Source organism: Streptomyces acidicola (assembly GCF_009377235.1).
Lineage (GTDB): Bacteria > Actinomycetota > Actinomycetes > Streptomycetales > Streptomycetaceae > Streptomyces > Streptomyces acidicola.
Genome location: NZ_VMNX01000016.1, coordinates 48,025 through 71,127 on the forward strand (window position 1 = coordinate 48,025; position 23,103 = coordinate 71,127).

Annotated in this window: 2 protein-coding genes; both read right to left on the reverse strand. The window is 74.6% G+C overall.

Annotated features, from left to right (window positions below):
- Window positions 1–48: 48 nt before the first annotated feature.
- The gene (locus tag FPZ41_RS48040) at window positions 49–22,239 is read right to left on the reverse strand and encodes a type I polyketide synthase (RefSeq protein ID WP_322619943.1); all 22,191 of its coding nucleotides are present in this window, start codon (window positions 22,237–22,239) and stop codon (window positions 49–51) included.
- A 242-nt stretch (window positions 22,240–22,481) separates the two neighbouring features.
- Window positions 22,482–23,103 (reverse strand): glycosyltransferase (locus tag FPZ41_RS07920; protein WP_194236022.1); only part of this gene is annotated, 622 nt, incomplete at its 5' end.

Here is a 23,103-nt window from a genome sequence, read left to right on the forward strand (position 1 = left end):
TGGGCGTACCGGGCCGCCGGCCGTTGCGGGACCGGCCGGCGTCCCGGGTCACGCCGGTCGCTGCACTCGCTTCAGGGCCAGCTGGACGAGGCTGTCGGCGCCCATCGCGTCCAGGGATGCGGGCTGTCGGGGCTGTTCGGCGTGGGCGGCAGGGGCAGCAGCGGGCCGCGCATCGTCGGGGCCGGTGGTGTCGGCGGGCCGGTCGGCGAGCCGGCGCAGCAGGTCGAGCACGCCGGACTCACGGAGCCGCACCATCGGGATCGCGGTCAGCAGGTCCCGTACCTGCGGGTCGATGCCGTTGTCGTCCGAGGCGGGCGCTGCCGTGCCGGCGAGGAGCCGGTCGCGCAGGAGCCGTACCAGGTCCTCGGGGGTGGGGTGGTCGAAGACGAGCGTGGCCGGGAGGGTCAGCGCGGTCGCGGCACCGATCCGGTTGCGCAGGTCGACGGCGGTGAGCGAGTCGAAGCCGAGGTCCTTGAAGGCGCGGGTGGGTTCGACGGAGGCGGGCGAGGAGTGGCCGAGTACGGCGGCCACCTGGGCGCGGACCAGGTCCAGCAGGAGCTGGTCCTGTTCGGGGGCGGTCAGGGCGGTGAGCCGCGCGGTGAGGTTCTCGGCCGTGCCGGACGCGTCGCGTGCGGCGGCCTTGCGCCTGCGGGCGGCGGGGACGAGGTCGCGCAGCACGCCGGAGAGGTTGTCGGCGTGTTCGGCGAGGGCGGCCGGGCGCAGCGCGACGGGGACCGCGACGGGCTCGTTGATACGCAGGGCGGCGTCGAGCAGGGCGAGGGCCTCGTCGCCGGGCAGGGCGGGGAAGCCCTGGCGGCGCATGCGGGCGAGTTCGGTCCGCGACAGGGTGCCGCCCATGCCCGCCTCGGTCTCCCACATGCCCCAGGCGAGGGACACCGCGGGCAGCCCCTGGGCACGGCGGGCGGTGGCCAGTGCGTCGAGCGTGGCGTTGGCGGCGGCGTACGCGGCCTGGCCCGCGGAGCCGATGACTCCGGCGACGGACGAGTACAGCACGAAGGCGTCGAGGGGGAAACCGGCGGTCAGCTCGTGCAGATGCCGTGCGGCATCCGTCTTCGCGGCCAGGACGTGGGCCAGGCGCTCGCCGGTGAGGCCGGTGAGGATGCCGTCGTCGAGGACGCCGGCCGTGTGCACGACGGCGCTCAGCGGGACGCCGTCGAGGACGCCGGCGAGCTGCTCACGGTCGCTCACGTCGCAGGCGACGACATCGACATGGGCTCCCGACTCGGCGAGCGCGGCGCGCAGTTCGGCGGCGCCGGGGGCCTCGGGGCCCCGCCGCGACAGCAGCAGCAGATCGCGGACGCCGTGCCGTTCGACGAGGTGCCGGGCGAGCAGCGCACCGAGGCCGCCGGTGCCGCCGGTGATCAGCACGGTGCCCGGCCGGGACCAGGGCGCGGGCACGGTCAGGACGACCTTGCCGACGTGCTTGGCCTGTTGGAGCAGCCGCAGTGCCTCGGGAGCGCGGGCGATGTCGAAGGCGGTCACGGGGATCGGTCGCAGCGCGCCCTGCTCGAACAGCTCCAGCAGGGCGTCGAGCATCTCGCCGATCCGGTCGGGCCCGGCCTCCACGAGGTCGAAGGCCCGGTACGACACCCCGTGCTCGGCGGCGACCACGCCCGCCTCGCGGATGTCGGTTTTGCCCATCTCGACGAACCGTCCGCCCGGCCGCAGCAACCGCAGCGAGGCGTCCACGAACTCCCCGGCGAGCGAGTCGAGGACGACGTCGACACCGTCCGCCCGGAAGTGGTGCTCAAACTCGGTCGTGCGGGAGGAGGCGACGCGGTCGGCGTCCACGCCGAGCTCCCGCACGGCCGGCCACTTGCCTTCACTGGCCGTCGCGTACACCTCGGCCCCGAGGTGCCGGGCGAGCTGTACGGCAGCCATGCCGACACCGCCGGCGGCGGCGTGGATCAGCACGGACTCGCCTTCCTGGAGCCCGGCGAGGTCCACCAGGGCGTAGTAGGCGGTGAGGAACACGATCGGCACGGACGCGGCCTGTTCGTACGTCCAGCCCTTCGGCATCGGCGCGAGCGTGCGGGCGTCCGCCACGGCGGTGGGGCCGAAGGCGGCGTCGAGCATGCCCATCACCCGGTCCCCGACGGCCAGGCGGTCCACGCCGGGCCCGGTCTCCACGATGACGCCCGCGCCTTCCAGACCCATCCGGCCGGCGTCCCCGGGGTACATGCCCAGGACGTTCAGCACATCGCGGAAGTTGACGCCGGCCGCGCGCATCGCGACCCGGACCTCGCCGGGGCCGAGCGGGCGCCGCTCCTCGGGGACGAGGGAAATGCCGTCGAGGCGGCCCTGGTCGACGATGTCCAGACGCCATGCGTCACCGGCACCGGCGGGCGGGGCGAGCACCCCGTCGGCGGCCATCCGGACGAGACGCGGCAGCCACACCCGGCCGGCGCGCACCGCGAACTGCGTTTCGTCGGTGGCGCGCAGGACCGCGGCGAGGGCGTCCAGGGAGGCAGGATCGTCATCGGTGTCGGCGAGGGCGAACCGGCCGGGGTTCTCGCTGATCGCGGTGCGGACCAGCCCCCACACACCGGCCCGGGCGACGTCGGGCGCCCCGTCCGCGGCGCTCTCGACCCGTACGGCTCCCGCGGTCAGCACGACGAGACGCGACGCGGCGAATCGTTCGTCGGCCAGCCACTGCTGGAGCCGGGAGAGAACGAGGGCGACCGTGGCGGTCACGTCCTCTCCGCCGTCCGGGGCGACCGGCAGCAGCACCGTGTCGGGTACGTCGCCGGCCGCGGCCAACGCGTCGAAGTCGGGGTGCGGGACGGCGGGTGCACCGGCCGGGGCGCTGCCGACGACCGTCCACACGGTCCGCTCCGGGACGGCTTCCGTCTCGGGGGCCGGGGTCCAGTGCGGCCGGTACAGGTCGTCGGGGCCGGTGGCGGTGACGTGTCGCGGGGACTGGGCACGCAGGACGAGGGAGTCGATCTCGGCGACGGGTTCGCCCGTCGCGTCCGCGACACGCAGGGCGACGTCCCCGGCGCCGCGCGGGATGAGCGCGGCCCGTACGGTACCCGCGCCCACGGCGGTCAGGCGGACGCCGGACCACAGGAAGGGCAGCGACCCGTCGGTGGTCTCCCCGTGCAGACCGAGACCGTGCAGGACGGTGTCCAGCAGGGCCGGGTGCAGGCCGTAGGACGAGGAGTCCCCGGCCACGGGCTCGGGCAGTTCGGCCTCCGCGTACAGCCGGCCCTCGTGCCGCCAGACCCGACGCAGACCGCGGAACGCGGGACCGTAGTCGAGACCGGACGTGGCGAGCCGGTCGTACAGGTCGCCGAACTCCACGGGCTCGGCACCGGCGGGCGGCCAGACCCTCAAGTCCCAGTCCGGGGCGAGCGGTTCGGCCGTGTCCAAGGTGCCCGTGGCGTGCAGCGTCCAGGGCTCGTCGGGTCCGGCCTCCTGCGGGCGGGCGTACACGTGGAGCGTGCGTCCACCGTCGGGCGCGTCTTCGCCACCCTCGGCTCCCACGGCGATCTGAAGCTGTACGGCGCCGTGCTCGGGCAGCACGATCGGCGCACGCAGGGCCAGCTCGGCCAACTGCCCGGCGTCCACGCGCTCCCCGGCCTGAAGCGCGAGCTCCAGGAGGACCGTACCCGGCACCACGACGGAACCGGCCACGGCGTGATCGGCCAGCCAGGGGTGCGTCCGCACCGACAGGCTCGACGTGAGCAGCACGGTGTCCGAACCGGCGACCGGCACCGCGGCACCCAGCAGCGGGTGGTCCGTCCGGGCCAGCCCGAGACCGTCGGCGTCCGAGGCGGCGGGCGGCGCGTCGAGCCAGTAACGCTGCCGTTGGAAGGGGTAGGTGGGCAGGTCGACGGGCCGGGCGCCGGTGCCGTCGAAGAGGGCGGACCAGTCGAAGTCGGCACCCCGGACGAAGAGTTCGGCACACGCGGTGAGCAGGGTCTCCGGCTCGGGACGGTCCTTGCGCAGAGTCGCGGCTGCCGATACGTCGCCGGCCAGCGCGGTGAGCACCGGATCGGGGCCGATCTCAAGGAAACGTGCAGCGCCCTGAGCGCGGGCTGCGGACAGCGCGTCACGGAACAGGACAGGCTTGACGATCTGCTCGGCCCAGTAGGAGGGGGTCGTCCAGTCGCCTTCGGACAGCGGCTCACCGGTCAAGGTGCTGACAGCCGCCGCGGTCGGCCGGTTGAAGCTCACCTGCTCGGCGACGGCCGTGAACTCGGCGAGCACCGGCTCCATCAACGGCGAGTGGAACGCGTGCGAGACCTTCAGCCGGGTCGTGCGCCGTCCCACGTCCCGCGCCCGCTCGGCGACCGTCTGAACGGCGGCCTCGGTTCCGGACACCACCACGGCCGTGGACGAGTTGACGGCCGCGATCACCGCACCGTCCACCAGCCAGCCCGCGACCTCGGCCTCGGACGCCTCCACCGCCACCATCGCACCGCCCTCGGGCAACGCCTGCATCAACCGGGCCCGAGCAGCCACCAGCCGTACAGCATCCGCGAGTTCGAAAACCCCGGCCGCATACGCGGCGGCGAACTCCCCCACCGAATGCCCCAGCACCAGCTCCGGCCGCATGCCCCACGACCTCAGCAACGCCACCAGGGCCGTCTGCAACGCGAACAACGCCGACTGCGCATACCCGGTCCCGTCCTCCGCCTCCCCGGCGAACAACACCTCCTTCAACGGCCGCTCGAAACCAAGACCGGCATCCAGCAGAACACACACCTCATCGAGCGCCGACGCGAACACCGGGAAGATGTCGTACAACTCCCGGCCCATACCGGGACGCTGACTCCCCTGCCCCGTGAACATCCACGCCGTACGACCCTCGACCGCCGCGCCGCTGACGACGGGCTCGGCGAGTGCGGCGTGCAGGGTGGTGGTGTCGGTGCCCAGGACGACGGCCCGGTGTTCGAGCCTGGCCCGTGTCGTGGCCAGGGAGAGGCCGATGTCGAGTGGGTCGCCGGTCGCGGACGTCAGGCGCTCGGTCTGGGCGCGCAGGGCGTCGGCTGTGCGGGCGGAGATGATCCAGGGGATGAGCGGGAGCCCGGCCGAGGGGGCGGTGTCGGGTGCCCGCTCGGCGAGCGGGGGTTCCTCCACGACGACATGGGCGTTGGTGCCGCTGATGCCGAAGGAGGAGACACCGGCCCGGCGCGGGCGTTCGCCACGCGTCCACGGGCGTTCCTCGGTGAGCAGTGCCACGGCGCCGGCCTCCCAGTCGACGTGTGAGGACGGCTCGTCGATGTGCAAGGTGCGGGGCAGGCGCTCGGCGTGCAGCGCCATGACCATCTTGATGACGCCGGCGACACCGGCGGCGGCCTGCGTGTGCCCGATGTTCGACTTGATCGACCCGAGGTACAGGGGCTCGTCACGGTCCTGGCCGTAGGCCGCCAAGAGGGCCTGCGCCTCGATCGGGTCACCCAGACGGGTGCCCGTACCGTGCGCCTCGACCGCGTCCACGTCGTCGGGGCGCAGACCGGCCGCCGCCAAAGCCTGACGGATCACCCGCTGCTGGGACGGGCCATTGGGAGCCGTCAGACCGTTCGAGGCGCCGTCCTGGTTGACGGCGGTCCCGCGGATCACGCCGAGCACGCGGTGGCCCCGGCGGCGGGCCTCGGACAGGCGCATGAGCACCAGGACGCCGGCGCCCTCGGCCCAGCCCGTGCCGTCGGCGCCGTCGGCGAACGACTTGCAGCGGCCGTCGGCTGCCAGGCCTCGCTGGCGGGAGAACTCCACGAAGGTCTGCGGGGTGGCCATGACGGTCACACCGCCGGCGAGCGCCGTGTGGCACTCGCCGGACCGCAGGGCCTGGCAGGCCAGGTGCAGGGCGACGAGGGAGGAGGAGCAGGCGGTGTCGACGGTGACGGCGGGGCCTTCGAAGCCGAAGACGTAGGCGATGCGGCCGGAGAAGACGCTGCCCGCGTTGCCGTTGCCGAGGTAGCCCTCGACCTCGTCGGGGACGGTGTGCAGCCGGGCCGCGTAGTCGTGGTACATGAGGCCCGCGTAGACGCCGGTGTCGGTGCCGCGCAGGGACGTCGGGTCGATGCCCGCCCGCTCCAGCGCCTCCCACGCGGTCTCCAGCAGCAGCCGCTGCTGCGGATCCATCGCGAGAGCTTCGCGCGGGGAGATGCCGAACAGTTCGGCGTCGAAGTCGGCGGCGTCGTGCAGGAATCCGCCTTCGCGGACGTACGCGGTGCCCGGCCGGTCGGGGTCGGGGTCGTAGAGCCCGTCGAGGTCCCAGCCGCGGTCGGTCGGGAAGCCGGTGATGCCGTCGCCACCGTCGGAGACCAGACGCCACAGGTCCTCCGGGGAGGTGATGCCGCCGGGGTAGCGGCAGCCCATGCCGACGATCGCGACGGGTTCGTCGGCGCCGGCCGGGCGTGCGGCCGGGGTCGCGGACTCGTGGGCCGGGTCCGCACCGAGGAGTTCACGGTGCACGAACGCGGCGAGGGCGCTGGGACTCGGGTGGTCGAAGACGAGGGTCGCCGGGAGGCGCAGCCCGGTCGCGGTGCCGAGGTGGTTGCGCAGGTCGACGGCGGTGAGCGAGTCGAAGCCGATGTCCTTGAAGGCGCGGGAGGGGTCCACGGCGGCGGCGTCGGCATGGCCGAGCACAGCGGCGACCTGTGTCTGCACCAGGTCGAGCAGGGCACGGTCCTGTTCGGCGCGGGGCAGGCCGCGCAGTCGGACGGTGAGCGGCACGTCCGCGCCGCCCGTGGCGCGGTGGGCCGAGCGCCTGCGGCGGGATGCCGGGACCAGGCCGTGCAGTACGGCGGGCAGGGCGTCGCCGCGTGCGGCCAGCGCTGTGGTGTCGAGGGCAGCGGGCACGAGCGCCGGTTCACCGGTGCGCAGCGCGTCGTCGAGGAGGGCGAGCGCGTCGTCGGTGGCCAGTGCCGGGTAGCCGAGGCGGCGCATGCGGGCCACGTCCGCGTCCGTCAGACGGCCACCCATGCCGGTGGTGTGCTCCCACATGCCCCAGGCCAGGGACGTGGCGGGCAGGCCGCGCGCGTGGCGGTGGGCGGCGAGGGCGTCGAGCGCGGCGTTGGCGGCGGCGTAGGCGGCCTGCCCGGCGGAACCGACGACTCCGGCGACGGCGGAGAACAGCACGAACGCGCGCAGGTCACGGTCGGCTGTCAACTCATCCAGGTGCAGGGCCGATTCGGTCTTCGCTGCGAGGACGCGCGCCAAGCGGTCGGGGGTGAGGTCGGTGAGCACGCCGTCGTCGAGGAGACCCGCCGTGTGCACCACGGCGCTCAACGGCACGCCGGACAGGGCCGCTTCGAGCGCGGCGCGGTCGGCGACGTCGCAGGCGGTGACGGCGACTCTGGCCCCGTGGGCGGTGAGCTCGCGGACCAGCTCGTCGGCGCCCGGCGCCTCGGGGCCGCTGCGCGAGAGCAGCAGCAGATCGCGTACGCCGTGTCGGGTCACGAGATGCCGGGCGACCAGGGCGCCCAGCCCGCCGGTGCCGCCGGTGATCAGTACGGTGCCGTCGCCGGGCCAGGTCGGGTCGCCGGTCGCCGCGTCCGTCACCCGGGCGAGTCGGGGCTGGAGCACCTGGCCGTCGTGGAAGGCGAGTTGGGTCGCTCCGCCGTCGACGAGCGCACCGAGCCGTTCGGTGAGCGCCTGCCACGACTCGGGTGTTCCGTCGGTGTCGGCCAGCGTGAACCGGTCGGGGTGCTCACTGATCGCCGTACGGACGAGACCCCATACGGCGGCGGCCGCCGGATCGGTGCGGACACCGGTGGTCACGATGGCCAAACGGCTGGTGACCAGGCCGGGTTCGGCCAGCCAGCCCTGGAGCGCGCTGAGCACGCCGGACGCCGCCTCGGCCGGGGCCTGCCCCGCGGGAACGGGCAACAGGACGGTCGCGGGGGCAGTCTCGTCGGCGGTGAGAGCCGCGAGGTCGGGGAACGCGGTGACGCCGGACCGCAGGCCGCCCCCGGCCGGGAGGAGCGCGGTTTCGCCGAGCACGCCGAGTTCGGTGACCGACCGTGTCGGCGACGCGGGGGCAGTGATCCACCGCATCCGGTACAGATGCCGGGCGCTGCCGGCTCCGACCTCACCGGCCGCCACCGGCCGCAGCACCAACCGGTCGACGTCGGCGACCGGTTCACCCGTGGCGTCGGCGATCCGCAGAGCGACCTCGCCGGGCGCACGGACGGTCAGCCGGGCCCGCACGGCGGACGCTCCGACGGCCGACGGGTGAACGCCGGACCACAAGAAGGGCAGCAGTGCCTTCCGACGCCCCTCCCCCGCCTCCGCGTCGGCCTCGGTGTCGTCGATGCCGAGAGCGTGCAGCACGGCGTCGAGGAGAGCCGGGTGCAGGGCGAAGCCGGACGCGTCGTCGGCCGTGTGCTCGGGCAGCTCCGCCTCGACGAACAGATCACCGCCCGCGCGCCACAGCGAACGCAGCCCCTGAAACGCCGGGCCGTACACCATCCCGGTCTCGGCGAGGCGCGCGTACAGGTCGTCGGCCGCGACGGGTTCGGCCCCGGCGGGCGGCCAGACCCGCAGGTCCCACTCGGGCACGGCGGACCGTGCGGCCGCACCGAGGGTGCCGGTGGCGTGCAGAGTCCACGGCTCGTCGTCGGGCGCGCCGTCCGGTCGGGCGTGGATGCGCACGGTACGGGTTCCCTGGGCCTCGGCCGCGTCGACCGAAGTCTGCACCTGTACGGCACTGTCGTGCGCCAGCACCAGCGGGGCGCGTAGCGTCAGCTCGTCCACGCCGTGGAGACCGACGTGATCGGCGGCCTGGACCGCGAGTTCGAGCAGCGCGGTGCCGGGGACGACGACCGTGCCGTCGACCGTGTGATCGCCGAGCCACGGGTGGGTCCGCACGGACAGCCGCGACGTGAGGACGGCCGTGTCGGAACCGGCCAGCCGTACGGCGGCACCGAGCATCGGATGCCGGGTCGCACCCAGGCCGAGCCCGCCGGCGTCGAGGACGGGGCGGGTGGGTTCGAGCCAGTAACGCTGCCGTTGGAAGGGGTAGGTGGGCAGGTCGACGGGCCGGGCGCCGGTGCCGTCGAAGAGGGCGGACCAGTCGAAGTCGGCGCCCCGGACGAAGAGTTCGGCACACGCGGTGAGCAGCGTCTCCGGCTCGGGACGGTCCTTGCGCAGAGTCGCGGCTGCCGATACGTCGCCGGACAGCGCGGTGAGTACCGGGTCCGGGCCGATCTCCAGGAAACGTGCGGCACCCTGGGCACGGGCCGAGTCCAACGCGTCGGAGAAACGCACCGGCTTGACGATCTGCTCGGCCCAGTAGGAGGGGGTCGTCCAGTCGCCTTCGGACAGCGGGGCGCCCGTGAGCGTGCTGATCGCCGCGACGGTCGGCCGGTTGAAGCTCACCTGCTCGGCCACCGTCGTGAACTCGGCGAGCACCGGCTCCATCAACGGCGAGTGGAACGCGTGCGAGACCTTCAGCCGGGTCGTCCGCCGTCCCACGTCCCGCGCCCGCTCGGCGACCATCTGAACGGCGGCCTCGGTACCCGACACCACCACGGCCGTGGACGAGTTGACGGCCGCGATCACCGCACCGTCCACCAGCCAGCCCGCGACCTCGGCCTCGGACGCCTCCACCGCCACCATCGCACCGCCCTCGGGCAACGCCTGCATCAGGCGGGCCCGAGCAGCCACCAGCCGTACAGCATCGGGAAGTTCAAGCACCCCTGCGGCGTAGGCAGCCGCGAACTCACCCACCGAGTGACCGAGCACCACACCCGGCGCCATCCCCCACGACCGCAGCAACGCCACCAGCGCCACCTGCAACGCGAACAACGCCGACTGCGCATACCCCGTCCCGTCCTCCGCCTCCCCGGCGAACAACACCTCCTTCAACGGCCGCTCGAAGCCCAGCTCGGCATCCAGCAGCCCACACACCTCATCGAGCGCCGACGCGAACACCGGGAACACCTCGTACAACCCCCGGCCCATACCGGGACGCTGACTCCCCTGCCCCGTGAACATCCACGCCGTACGACCCTCAATGACCGACCCCATGACCGCCGTGTCGGTCACGCCCAGCACCGCGCGGTGTTCGAGCGTGGCGCGGCCGGTGGCGAGTGACAGGCCGATGTGGAGCGGGTCGGCGTCGAGCGGGGTCAGTCGTTCGATCTGGGCCCTCAGGGCGGTGGCCGTCCGTGCGGATGCGACCCAGGGCACCACGGGCGGCGTGCCGTTCCGTTCCTCCGGCACCGCAAGCGGGGCGGGCGGGGCCTCTTCGAGGATGACGTGGGCGTTCGTACCGCTGATGCCGAACGACGACACACCCGCGCGGCGCGGGCGTTCGCCGCGCGGCCAGTCGTGCTGGTCGGTGAGCAGGCGTACCGCACCGGCCTCCCAGTCGACGTGTGAGGACGGCTCGTCGACATGCAGGGTGCGGGGCAGGCGCTCGGCGTGCAGCGCCATGACCATCTTGATGACGCCGGCAACACCGGCGGCGGCCTGCGTGTGCCCGATGTTCGACTTGATCGACCCGAGGTACAGGGGCTCGTCACGGTCCTGGCCGTAGGCCGCCAGGAGAGCCTGCGCCTCGATCGGGTCACCCAGACGGGTGCCCGTACCGTGCGCCTCCACGGCGTCCACGTCGTCGGGGCGCAGACCGGCCGCTGCCAAAGCCTGACGGATCACCCGCTGCTGGGACGGGCCATTGGGAGCCGTCAGACCGTTCGAGGCGCCGTCCTGGTTGACGGCGGATCCCCGGACGAGGGCGAGCACCCGGTGGCCACGCCGTTCCGCTTCGGATCGGCGCATGAGGACCAGCACGCCGGCGCCCTCGGACCAGCCGGTGCCGTCGGCCGCCTCGGCGAACGGCTTGCAGTGGCCGTCCGGGGCGAGGCCGCGCTGGCGCGAGAACTCGACGAACGCCGTGGGGTTGGCCATGACGGTGGCGCCGCCCGCGAGGGCCGTGTCGCACTCGCCGGAGCGCAGGGCCTGGCAGGCCAGGTGCAGGGCGACCAGCGCGGAGGAGCAGGCGGTGTCGACGGAGACCGCCGGGCCCTCCAGGCCGAGGACGTAGGAGAGGCGGCCGGAGGCGACGCTCGGGGTGCTTCCGGTGAGCAGGTAGCCGGCGGACTCGCCGTCGGCCTCGTGCACGGCGCCGCCGTAGCCGTTGGCGGAGACACCCGCGTACACACCGGTCGCCGTGGAGCGCAGCGAGGTCGGGTCGATGCCCGCACGCTCCAGCGCCTCCCACGCGGTCTCCAGCAGCAGCCGCTGCTGCGGATCCATCGCGAGGGCCTCGCGCGGGGAGATACCGAACAGTTCGGCATCGAAGCCCGCGACGTGCGGGATGAAGCCGCCGCGTCCGGCGAACGGGGTGCCGAGGGCGGCCGAGGTGGACTCCAGCAGGCCGGGGATGTCCCAGCCGCGGTCGTCCGGGAACGGCGACATGCGGTCCTCGCCGGCGGTCAGGACGTCCCAGAGGTCTTCCGGGGACTGGATGCCGCCGGGGAAGCGGCAGCCCATGCCGATGACGGCGATGGGTTCGTCGTCGGCCAAGGACGTGGCTTCGGGGGCGGCCGAGTCGGGACCGGCGCCCGTGCCGAGGAGGCGGTCGCGCAGGTGGGCGGTGAGGGCGGACGGTGTGGGGTGGTCGAAGACGAGAGTGGTGGGCAGGGCGACTTCGGTGCTCGCGGCGAGCCGGTTGCGCAGGTCGACCGCGGTGAGGGAGTCGAACCCGAGGTCCTTGAAGGCGCGTTCGGGGTCGATGACGGCCGGGGAGGCGTGGCCGAGGACGGCGGCGACCTGGGACTGGACGAGGTCCAGGAGGGTGCGGTCCTGTTCGGCCGGGGGCAGTGCGCGCAGGGTGCGGGCGAGTTCGCCCTCGGCGGCGTCCGGTGCGTCGCCGGCGCCGGCTGTCGCGGCCTGGGCTGCGACGACCTCGGGCAGGTCGGCGATGAGCGGGCTGGGACGGGTGAAGGTGAAGGTGGGGGCGAAGCGTTCCCAGTCCACGTCCGCGACGGTCACGCAGGTGCGGTCCGAGAGGAGCGCCTCCTCCAGTGCGGTGAGGGCGCTGTCCGGTGCGAGCAGGGCGAGGCCCCGTTCGGTGAGGTGCTCGGCGACTCCTTCGTCGGCGGCCATGCCGCCGCCGCTCCACGGGCCCCAGGCGACGGAGGTCGCGGGCAGGCCGAGGGTACGGCGGTGCTGGGCGAGCCCGTCGAGGTAGGCGTTGCCGGCCGCGTAGGCGGCCTGACCGCCGCTGCCCCAGACGGCCGCCACGGACGAGAACAGCACGAACAGGTCGAGGTCGAGGCCGGCGGTCAGTTCGTGGAGGTGCCTCGCCCCGGTGACCTTGGCGGAGACCACCTGGGCGAGGTTGTTCGGGGTGGTGGCGGTGAGCGGGGTGTTCTGGGGGAGCCCGGCCGTGTGGACGACACCGGTCAGGGGCGTTTCGGCCGGGATCGCGGCGATCAGTTCGGCCAGTGCGTCGCGGTCGCCCACGTCGCAGGCGGCGAGGGTGACGCGGGCGCCGCGGGCGGTGAGTTCGTCGCGCAGTGCGTCGGCGCCGACGGCCTGCGGGCCGCTGCGAGAGACCAGCAGCAGGTGTGCGGCGCCGAGGTCGGCGAGGCGTCGGGCGACATGGGCGCCGAGTGCGCCCGTGCCGCCGGTGATCAGTACGGTTCCGCGCGGCGCCGGCAGTGCGGGGGCTCCGGCCACGGTGTCACTCGGCACGTCGTGGGCGAGGCGGGCGGCGTGGACGCCGGAGGCGCGGACGGCCAGTTGGTCCTCCGGACCGGGTGCGGCGAGGACCGCGGCGAGGCGCTGCCAGGCGTCGGGGCCGGCGTCGTCCGGGAGGTCGACGAGACCGCCCCACAGTCGGGGCAGTTCGAGGGCGGCCGTGCGGCCGAAGCCCCAGATCTGCGCCTGGTCGGGGCGGGTGAGGGGTTCCCCGGCCGTGACGGCGACGGCGGACCGGGTGACGGCCCACACCGGGGTCTGAAGTCCGGCGGCGGTCAGTGCCTGGAGGAGGTTCAGGTGGGGTGTGGGGAGGGCTTCGGCGGCGTCCGGGACGACAACGATGCCGTCCGGGTCGTACTCGCTGATGTGCGCGGCGAGTTCCCCGGTCCTGGTCGATGCGGGCAGGGTGAGGAGTTCGGCGTCGGCGCCTGCGGCGCGCAGCGCGTCGAGGCAGGCGTCGGTGTCTTGTGCGCCGGCCGGGGCGGCGATCAGCCAGCGGCCGGTGAGGCGAGCCGTGCGCGGTGTCGGCACCGGCTTCCACACCACGCGGTAGCGCCGACGGTCCTGCGCGGCGCGTTCCTCGTGCCGGCGTCGCCACCGCGTCAGGGCCGGGAGCAGCGCGTCCATGGAGGCGCCCTCGGGCAGGCCCAGTTCATGGGCCACCGTGGCGGGGTCGGCGGTGTCGACCAGCTGCCAGAACTCGTCCTTGGAGCCCCCCTCGGCGGGCTGGTGGGCGGTGCGGTCCGGGAGCCAGAAGCGTTCGCGCTGGAAGGCGTAGGTGGGCAGGTCGATCAGTTGGGCGTCCGTGTCGCGGAAGACCTCCGTCCAGTCGACCCGGGTACCGCGTACGAAGAGTTCTCCCACGGCGGTGAGCAGGGTGTCGGGCTCGGCTCGGCCCGCGCGCAGGGCCGCGACCGCGACGGTCAGGTCGGGGGCGGTGCGCTGGGCGAGGGCGGCGAGGACCGGGGCGGGGCCGAGCTCCAGCAGGCGGGTGGCGCCGAGTTCGCCGGTGGCCGTGCGGACGGCGTCGTGGAAGAGGACGGGCCGGCGCACCTGGCGTACCCAGTAGTCGGCGCTCGCCCAGTCGTCGGCGCCGAGGGGCCGGCCGGTGACGGTGCTGGCGGCCGGTATGCGGGGCCGCCGGTAGGTGAGCTCGCCCGCGACGGCGGCGAATTCGGCCAGCATCGGCTCCATCAGCGGCGAGTGGAAGGCGTGCGACACCTTGAGCCGGGTGACGCGCCGCCCGTGCTCGCGCGCGATGCTCAGCATGGTGTCCACGGCGGTCTCCGTACCGGAGACCACCACGGCGGCCGGCCCGTTGACGGCGGCGATCACCGCGCCGTCGGTCAGCCAGGGCTCGACCTCCTCGGGGTCCGCCTCGACGGCCGCCATCGCGCCGCCCTCGGGCAGCGCCTGCATCAGCCGGGCGCGGGCGGCCACCAGCCGTACGGCGTCGGGGAGTTCGAGGACGCCCGCGGTGTGGGCGGCGGCCAGCTCGCCGATGGAGTGGCCGACCAGTGCGTCGGGGGTGAGGCCCCAGGAGCGCAGCAGTTCGGCGAGGGCGACCTGGAGGGCGAACAGCGCGGCCTGCGCGTAGCCGGTGCGGCCCAGCAGGGCGGCCTCGGGGCTGTCCGGCGTGGCGAACAGCGCGGTGCGCAGCGGTGTGTCGAAGCCGTCGGCGCCGGCGAGTTCGGTGTCGAGCAGCGCGCACGTGTCGTCGAGGGTGTGCGCGAACAGCGGGTGGGCGTCGTACAGTGCGCGGCCCATGCCGGGACGCTGGCTGCCCTGTCCGGTGAAGGCCCACACCGTGCGGCCCTCGCCCGCCACCGACGTGACCGGCGCGGCCGGGTCGCCGTCGGCGAGGGCGGTGGCGGCCGCGGTCAGGGTGCCGGCGTCGTCGCCGACGAGGACGGCGCGGTGGTCGAGGGCGGCACGGGCGGTGGCCAGCGTGCGGCCCACGTCCGCCGGGGTGAGGCCGGGCCGGTCGGCGAGGTGGGCGACGAGTCGGGCGGCCTGCGCGCGCAGGGCCTGGCGGGTCCGGCCGGAGAGGATCCAGGGCACGGTGCCGACGGGACGGGCCGGGGCCGGTACCTCGGTGGCCGGCGTGTCCACCGCGGGGGCGTCGGTGGCCGGCGCATCGGCCACGAGGGCCTCGGCGACCGGGGCGTCGGCGGCGGGCGGCTCCTCCAGGATGACGTGGGCGTTGGTGCCGCTGATGCCGAACGCGGACACACCGGCCAGGCGCGGGCGTTCCCCGCGCGTCCAGGGCCGCGCCTCGGTGAGCAGCCGCACTGCACCGGAGTCCCAGTCGACCCGGCTGGAGGGAGCGTCGACGTGCAGGGTGGGCGGCAACTGCCCGGCACGCAGGGCCAGCACCATCTTCATGACGCCGGCCGCGCCTGCCGCCGCCTGGGTGTGGCCGATGTTGGACTTCACCGACCCCAGCCACAGGGGCCCGCTGCGGTCCTGGCCGTAGGTCGCGAGCAGGGCCTGCGCCTCGATCGGGTCGCCGAGGCTCGTGCCGGTACCGTGCGCCTCGACCGCGTCCACGTCGCCGGGCCGCAGTCCGGCGGCGGTCAGGGCCTGCCGGATCACCCGCTGCTGGGAGGGCCCGTTGGGAGCCGTCAGACCGTTCGAGGCGCCGTCCTGGTTGACGGCGGAGCCGCGCAGCACGGCGAGCACGGGGTGGCCTGCGCGGCGTGCGTCGGAGAGCCGTTCCAGTACGAGGACGGCGGCGCCCTCGGACCAGCCGGTGCCGTCGGCGCCCTCGGCGAAGGCCTTGCAGCGGCCGTCGGCGGACAGGGCGCGCTGGCGGGAGAACTCGACGAAGATGCCCGGTGTGGCCATCACGGTCACGCCGCCGGCGAGGGCGGTGCGGCATTCGCCCTGGCGGATCGCCTGCGCGGCGAGGTGGAGCGCGACCAGCGCGGAGGAGCAGGCGGTGTCGACGGTGAGGGCGGGGCCCTCCAGGCCGAGGGTGTAACTGACGCGGCCGGACAGGACGCTGGCGGCCGAGCCGGTGGCGACGTAGCCCTCGACGTCCTCGCCCGGGGCGTGGGCGGTGTCGCGGTAGTCCTGGCCGTTGGTGCCGGCGAAGACGCCGGTGGCCGATCCGCGCAGGGACAGCGGGTCGATGCCCGCCCTCTCCAGTGCCTCCCACGTGGTCTCCAGCAGCAGCCGCTGCTGCGGGTCCATGGCGAGGGCCTCGCGCGGGCTGATGCCGAACAGTTCGGCGTCGAAGTCGGCGGCGTCGTGCAGGAATCCGCCGGTGCGGGCGTAGGTGGTGCCGGAACGGCCGGGGTCCGGGTGGTAGAGGCGCTCGACGTCCCAGCCGCGGTCCTGGGGGAACGGCGTGAGGCCGTCCGCGCCGGAGGCGAGCAGGTCCCACAGCTGGTCGGGGGTGGTCACGCCGCCGGGGAAGCGGCAGCCCATGCCGACGATGACGACCGGGTCGTCATCGGCGCCGGCGGGGGCGAGGGCGGGGCCGCCACGCTCGATCTCGTCCGTGGTGACGCCGAGGACCTGTGTGCGCAGGAACGCGGCGAGCGCGGTCGGGGCCGGGTGATCGAAGACGAGGGTGGCGGGCAGGGACAGCCCGGTGGCGGCGGCGAGTCGGTGGCGCAGGGCGACGCCGGTCAGCGAGTCGAAGCCGAGGTCCTTGAAGGCGCGGCCGGCGTCGAGGGCGGTCCGGTCGGCGTGCCCGAGGACGGCGGCGACCTGGTCGAGGACGAGGTCGAGCAGCACCCGGTCCTGTTCCGCGGGCGTGCGGCCGGACAGTTCGGCGCCGAGGGCGCCCGCGGCCGGTGCGCTCGGCCCGGCATCGGTCGTGGGCGGCGCGGCCTCGGGGAGGTCGGCGAGCAGCGGGCGCGGGGTGTACGCGGCGGCGGCGAAGCGCTGCCAGTCGATGTCGACGACGGTCGTGCAGGTGGCGTCCTCGTCGAGGGCGCGGCGGAGCACGTCCAGGGCACGGGACGGCTCCAGGGGTCGTATGCCCTGGCGGCGGAAGTGTTCGGCGACGGTCTCGTCGGCCGCCATGCCGCCACCGCCCCACGGCCCCCAGGCGATGGACGTCGCGGGCAGCCCGGCGGCGCGGCGGTGCTGGGCGAGCGCGTCGAGACGGGCGTTGGCGGCGGCGTAGGCGGCCTGCCCGGCGTTGCCGAGGACGGCCGTGACGGACGAGAACAGGACGAAGGCGTCCAGCTCCCGCTCCCGCGTCAGCTCGTGCAGATGCCGGGCGCCCTCGGCCTTCACGGCGAGGACGCGGGCCAGACGTTCGGGGGTGAGGTCGGCGGCGAGCCCGTCGTCGAGGATGCCCGCGGCGTGCACGACGGCCGTCGGCGCATAGGTGTCCAGGAGGGACGCGACGGTCTCGCGGTCGGCGACGTCGCCCGCGACAAAGGTGACGGCGGTGCCCGACTCGTCCAGTTCCGCGCCGAGTTCGGCGGCACCGGGGGCGTCGGCTCCGCGCCGTGACGCGAGGACGAGGTGTTCCGCGCCGCCGGCCGCCAGCCAGCGGGCAAGGTGCCCGCCCAGGGCGCCGGTCGCGCCCGTGACCAGGACGGTGCCGTGCGGCTGCCAGGACCGCGCGGGCCGTGCCGAGCGGTCGCGCACCAGCCGGGCGGCGTGGACGCCCGTGGCGCGCACGGCGAGCTGGTCCTCCCCCGCTCCCTGGGCGGCGAGCACGGCCGCGACCCGCTGCCAGAGCCGGGGTTGCGGTTCGTCCGGCAGATCGATCAGTCCGCCCCAGCGGTCGGGCTGCTCCAGCGCCACGACCCGGCCCAGCCCCCATACTGCGGCCTGTTCCGGGCGCGCGAGTCCCTCGCGGCCGGACACGGCCACGGCTCCGAAGGTCACGCACCACAGCCGGCTCTCCGGGCACGCCTGCGTCAGTGCCACCACGTGCGCGGGATCGGCGAGCAGGGACAGTACGCCCGCGTACGGCGTCTGCGGGTCGGCGGCCGGTCCGGTCACGACCGTCACGTCGGCACCGACGGCCCGCAGCGAGCCCGCGGCCGCGTCGACCAGCCCGGCCGGAGTGTCCTCGTCGACCGCGATCAGCCAGGCGCCGTCCAGGCTGCCCGGGGCCGGCGTGCGGACGGGCCGCCAGGTGATCCGGTAGCGCAGCCCGGCAAGCTGCGACTCCTCCCGGCGCTTGCGACGCCAGTCGGCGAGCACCGGCAGGACGGCGTCCAGCGGGGCACCGCTGTCCACACCGAGCTCTCCGGCGAGCGAGTCGGCGTCACCCTGGTCGACGAGCTCCCAGAACCCCCCGTCGGCGGCGCCCTCTCCGCTCTCGGCCGGGCGCGCGGGACGGGCGTGGTCGGGCAGCCAGTACCGCTGCCGTTGGAAGGCGTACGTGGGCAGGTCGACACGGCGGGCGCCGGTCCCCGCGAACAGCGCGGGCCAGTCGATCCCGGTGCCCCGGACGTAGAGTTCGGCGGCGGCCGTCAGCACCGTCTCCGCCTCCGGGCGGTCCTTGCGCAGGGTCGCGGCGGCCGGCACGTCACCGGCCAGCGCGGTCAGCACGGGATCCGGGCCGATCTCCAGGAAGCGTTCCGCGCCCTGGGCACGGGCGGCGGTCAGCGCGTCATGGAAACGCACCGGCCCGACGATCTGCTCGGCCCAGTAGGCAGCGCTCGTCCAGTCGCCGTCGGACAGCGAGGCACCCGTCAGCGTGCTGACAGCCGCCACCGCCGGCCGGTTGAAGCTCACCTGCTCGGCCACCGTCGTGAACTCGGCGAGCACCGGCTCCATCAGCGGCGAGTGGAACGCGTGCGAGACCTTCAGGCGGGTCGTCCGCCGTCCCGCGTCCCGCGCCCGCTCGGCGACCATCTGGACGGCGGCCTCGGTACCCGACACCACCACGGCCGTAAGCGAGTTGACGGCCGCGATCACCGCACCGTCCACCAGCCAGTCGGCGACCTCGGCCTCGGACGCCTCCACGGCCACCATCGCACCGCCCTCGGGCAACGCCTGCATCAACCGGGCCCGAGCAGCCACCAGCCGTACAGCATCCGCGAGTTCGAAAACCCCGGCCGCATACGCGGCGGCGAACTCACCCACCGAATGCCCCAGCACCAGCTCCGGCCGCATGCCCCACGACCTCAGCAACGCCACCAGGGCCGTCTGCAACGCGAACAACGCCGACTGCGCATACCCGGTCCCGTCCTCCGCCTCCCCGGCGAACAACACCTCCTTCAACGGCCGCTCGAAACCAAGACCGGCATCCAGCAGCCCACACACCTCATCGAGCGCCGACGCGAACACCGGGAAGATGTCGTACAACTCCCGGCCCATACCGGGACGCTGACTCCCCTGCCCCGTGAACATCCACGCCGTACGGCCCTCCGAGACCGTCCCGGAGATGACGGCTCCGGGGCGCAGGGCGACGGTGCGGTGTTGCAGGGCCGCACGGGTGGTGGCCAGTGACCAGGCCACGTCGAGCGGGTCCGCGTCGAGTGCCGTCAGGCGGTCCAGCTGGTCCCGCAGGGCCCGCTCGCTGCGGGCCGACACGACCCACGGGACCACGGGCAGTCGCGTGAGCGGTTCCTCGGCCGGGTCCGGCTCCTCGGCGACGGGGGCCTCTTCGAGGATGAGGTGCGCGTTCGTGCCGCTGATGCCGAACGACGAGACCCCCGCCCGGCGCGGACGGTCCCCGCGCGCCCAGGGGCGTTCCTCCTGGAGGACTCGCAGTGTGCCGTGCGACCAGTCGATGTGGGAGGACGGCTCGTCGGCGTGCAGGGTGCGCGGGAGGCGTTCCTCGCGCAGGGCCATGACCATCTTGATGACGCCGGCGACACCCGCGGCGGCCTGGGTGTGGCCGATGTTGGACTTGACCGAACCGAGCCACAGGGGCTCCTCGCGGTCGCGGCCGTAGGCGGCGGCAAGGGCGTGTGCCTCGATGGGGTCGCCGAGCCGGGTGCCCGTGCCGTGCGCCTCGACGGCGTCGACGTCGGCGGGGCGCAGACCGGCGCCTGCGAGGGCCTGGCGGACGACGCGCTGCTGGGCGGGGCCGCTGGGGGCCGTCAGGCCGTTGGAGGCGCCGTCCTGGTTGATGGCGCTGCCGCGGATCACGGCGAGGACCTCGCGGCCCTGGCGCCGGGCCTCGGACAGCGGCATCAGGACGAGCATGCCGGCGCCCTCGCTGAGCGAGAATCCGTCGGCCTGCGCGGAGAACGCCTTGCAGCGGCCGTCGGGTGCGAGGGCCCGCTGGCGGGAGAACTCGGCGAACATCTCCAGGCTCGGCAGGACCGTCGCGCCGCCGGCGAGGGCGGTGGTCGCGGCGCCGCCGCGCAGGGCCTCGCAGGCGAGGTGGAGGGCGACCAGGGAGGAGGAGCAGGCGGTGTCGACGGTGAGGGCGGGGCCCTCCAGGCCGAGGGTGTAGGAGATACGGCCGGAGGCGACGCTGACGGCGTTGCCGGTCAGGACGTGGCCGGCGACGTCGGTGGAGGCGGTGGCGGCGGCACGGTCGTAGTCGGCCGTCATGAGGCCGAGGTAAACGCCGGTCGCCGTGGAGCGCAGGGTCGTCGGGTCGATGCCCGCCCGCTCCAGCGCCTCCCACGTCGTCTCCAGCAGCAGCCGCTGCTGCGGGTCCATGGCGAGGGCCTCGCGCGGGCTGATGCCGAAGAAGGCGGCGTCGAAGTCGGCGGCGTCGCGCAGGAATCCGCCTTCGCGCTGGAGGAAGCCGCCGGGCGCGGTGCCGCTGGGGTCGTAGCGTCCCTCGATGTCCCAGCCCCGGTCGTCGGGCAGCGGGGTGACGGCGTCGGTGCCGTCCAGGAGGAGCTGCCACAGGGCCTCGGGCGAGTCGGCGTCGCCGGGGAAGCGGCAGGCCATGCCGACGACGGCGATGGGCTCGTCGGAGTGCGCGTGACCGGCGGCGGTGCCGGGGTCGGCGGCGGTGGTGCCGTAGAGCTGTTCGTAGAGGTGGTGGCCGAGGGCCGCGGGGGTCGGGTAGTCGAAGGCGGCGGTCGGGGCGAGGGGCAGTCCGGTCGCGGCGCGCAGACGGTCCCGGAGGGCGACGGCGGTGGCCGATTCGACGCCCTGGTCGCGGAAGGACACGTGCGTGGGCGCGCCGCCTGGCAGCTCCAGCAGGTCGGCCACCTGGTCGCGGACGAGGTCGACGAGGGCGCGGCGCCGGTCGGGTTCCGGCAGGTCACCGAGGCGGTCGTGCAGGGCGGCCGCCTGAACGCCGAGGGGTGTGCCGATGGTGTCGGGGTCCTCGACGGCGGCGGCGTCGGCGAGTTCGTCGGGCAGGTCGGCCGGGTCGGTGGCGGGGTCGTGCAGGGCGGCCCAGTCGGGGTCGCCGCCGGTCGTCCAGTACTCGGCCATGGCGCGCTGGAAGCGGTCGATGTCTCCCGCGTCCCGGCGCAGGGTGGTGTGGACGGTGCCGGTGACGCCCGCCCGGGTGAGGACGGTCTCCAGACCGGGGGTGAGCAGCGGGTGCGGGCTGATCTCCAGGAAGTGCCGGTGGCCGGCGTCGAGTGCGGTGCCGACGGCGGCGACGAACTCGACGGTGTCGCGCAGGGCGGCGGCCCAGTGGTCCGCGTCGAGGGTCACTCCGTCGAGGGCCGTGCCGGCCGAGGCGGCGTACAGGGGGATGCGGGCCGCGCGCGGGGTGAGGGCGGCGAGGTCGGCGCGGATACGGTCGGTGATCTCGTCGATGTGCGGTGAGTGCGCGGCGACGCCGTAGTCGACGGTACGGGCGCGGACGCCTTCGGCGGTCAGCTCGGCGAGGAGTTCGGCCGCGGCGTCGGCATCACCGGAGACGACTCCGTTGTCGGGGCCGTTGACGGCCGCGAGGTGGAGCCTGCCGTGCCAGGGCGCGAGTCGTTCCCGCAGCCGTTCGACGGGCATCAGGGCGGACACCATGTCGCCGCGCCCGTGCAGGCTGAGCTGGGCGGTGCCCCAGCTCGCGGCGACGCGGGCCGCGTCGTCGAGGGTGAGGGCTCCCGCGACGCAGGCGGCGGCGATCTCGCCGAGGCTGTGGCCGACGACCGCCGCGGGCCGTACGCCGACGCTCTCCCATAGGGCGGCCAGCGACACCATGACGGCGAAGAGGGCGGGCTGGGTGACGTCGGGTGTGGTCAGCGCGTGGGTGCCGCGCAGGACGTCGAGGGGGTTGTGGTCCAGGTGCGGGGCGAGGGCGTCGGCACACTCTTCCATGCGGCGGGCGAACACCGGTGAGGTGTCGAGGAGTTCACGGGCCATGCCGGGCCACTGTGAGCCGTGGCCGGGGAAGACGAAGACGGGTCCGCCGTCGCGGGCGGTGGGCCGGCCCTCGGTGACGTGGTCGGTGGGGGTGCCGTCGGCCAGGGCGTCCAGGGCCGCGGCGAGGTCGTCGGGGCCGGTCGCGGTGACGGCCGCGCGACAGGGGTGGGCCGGGTCGACGCCGTGCAGCAGGGCCGCCGCGATGCGGTCCGGATCTCCGGCGTGTACGAGGGTCCGCAGGATGCGGGCCTGTTCCCGTACGGCTCGGGTGCCCTGCCCGGTGAGGAGCCAGGGGCGTGGGGTGCCCGCGAACGGGCGGGTGGCCGAGGTGGAGCGAGCTTGTTCGGACACGTTCTCTCCCGCGGATGACTCGTCGCCACGTCTTCGGATACTGGACCGGGGCCTGTGGGGGGCGTCGGCGTGCGGCGGCCGGGAACGTGGGGGGTGGCCTGATCCGTTCGCCCAACTGGTTCGATTATTCGGACGGACGACTGGGGGAAACACAAGGAGATGGAGCGCGCGCCGGGATCATGACGGCGCCGACGGGCCACGGGGGCCGCGTCGGCGTCGGTGCGGGTCTGCGGGAGGGGCCGTCAGTTGGCGGCCAGGCGTTCGAGATGGGTGACGGCGGCGTCGATGCCGGGCAGGGCGAGCATCTCCTTCCGGGCGCGCCGGGCCTCGTCGGTAACGTTCTCGTCGGCCAGGAGTCGGCGGCAGGCCTGAAGCATGGGTTCGGCGCCGCGGGTCGCGATGTGTTCGCCGAGGCCGAGGTCGGCGACGCGCAGCGCGTTGTACTGCTGGTCGCCGAACATGGGCCGCACCGCCATGGGGACGCCGGCGCGCACGGCCTCACGGATGCTGTTGTAGCCGCCGTGGGTGAGGAACAACGCGGTGTGTTCGAGGAGGAGCTGCTGCGGGAAGCGGTCGACGACGCGGACGTGGGGCGCGGCCTTGACGGTGTCCACGGGCATGCCGAGCGTGGAGACGACGGCGGCGCAGTCCAGCGCGGAGAGGGCCTCGACGACCGTGTCGAGGGGTTCGGCGGGGTCGTAGACGGGGATGGGGGCGCCGAACTCGCGGGCCTTGTCGAGGAATTCGAGCACCGTGCCGGGCAGTCCGGTGCCGAGTGAGGCGAGCACGAGGGGCCGGTCTGCGGGCAGTTCGGCGAACCAGTCGGGCAGGCGCTCGCCGCGGGTGACGGTGCGGGGCTGGCGG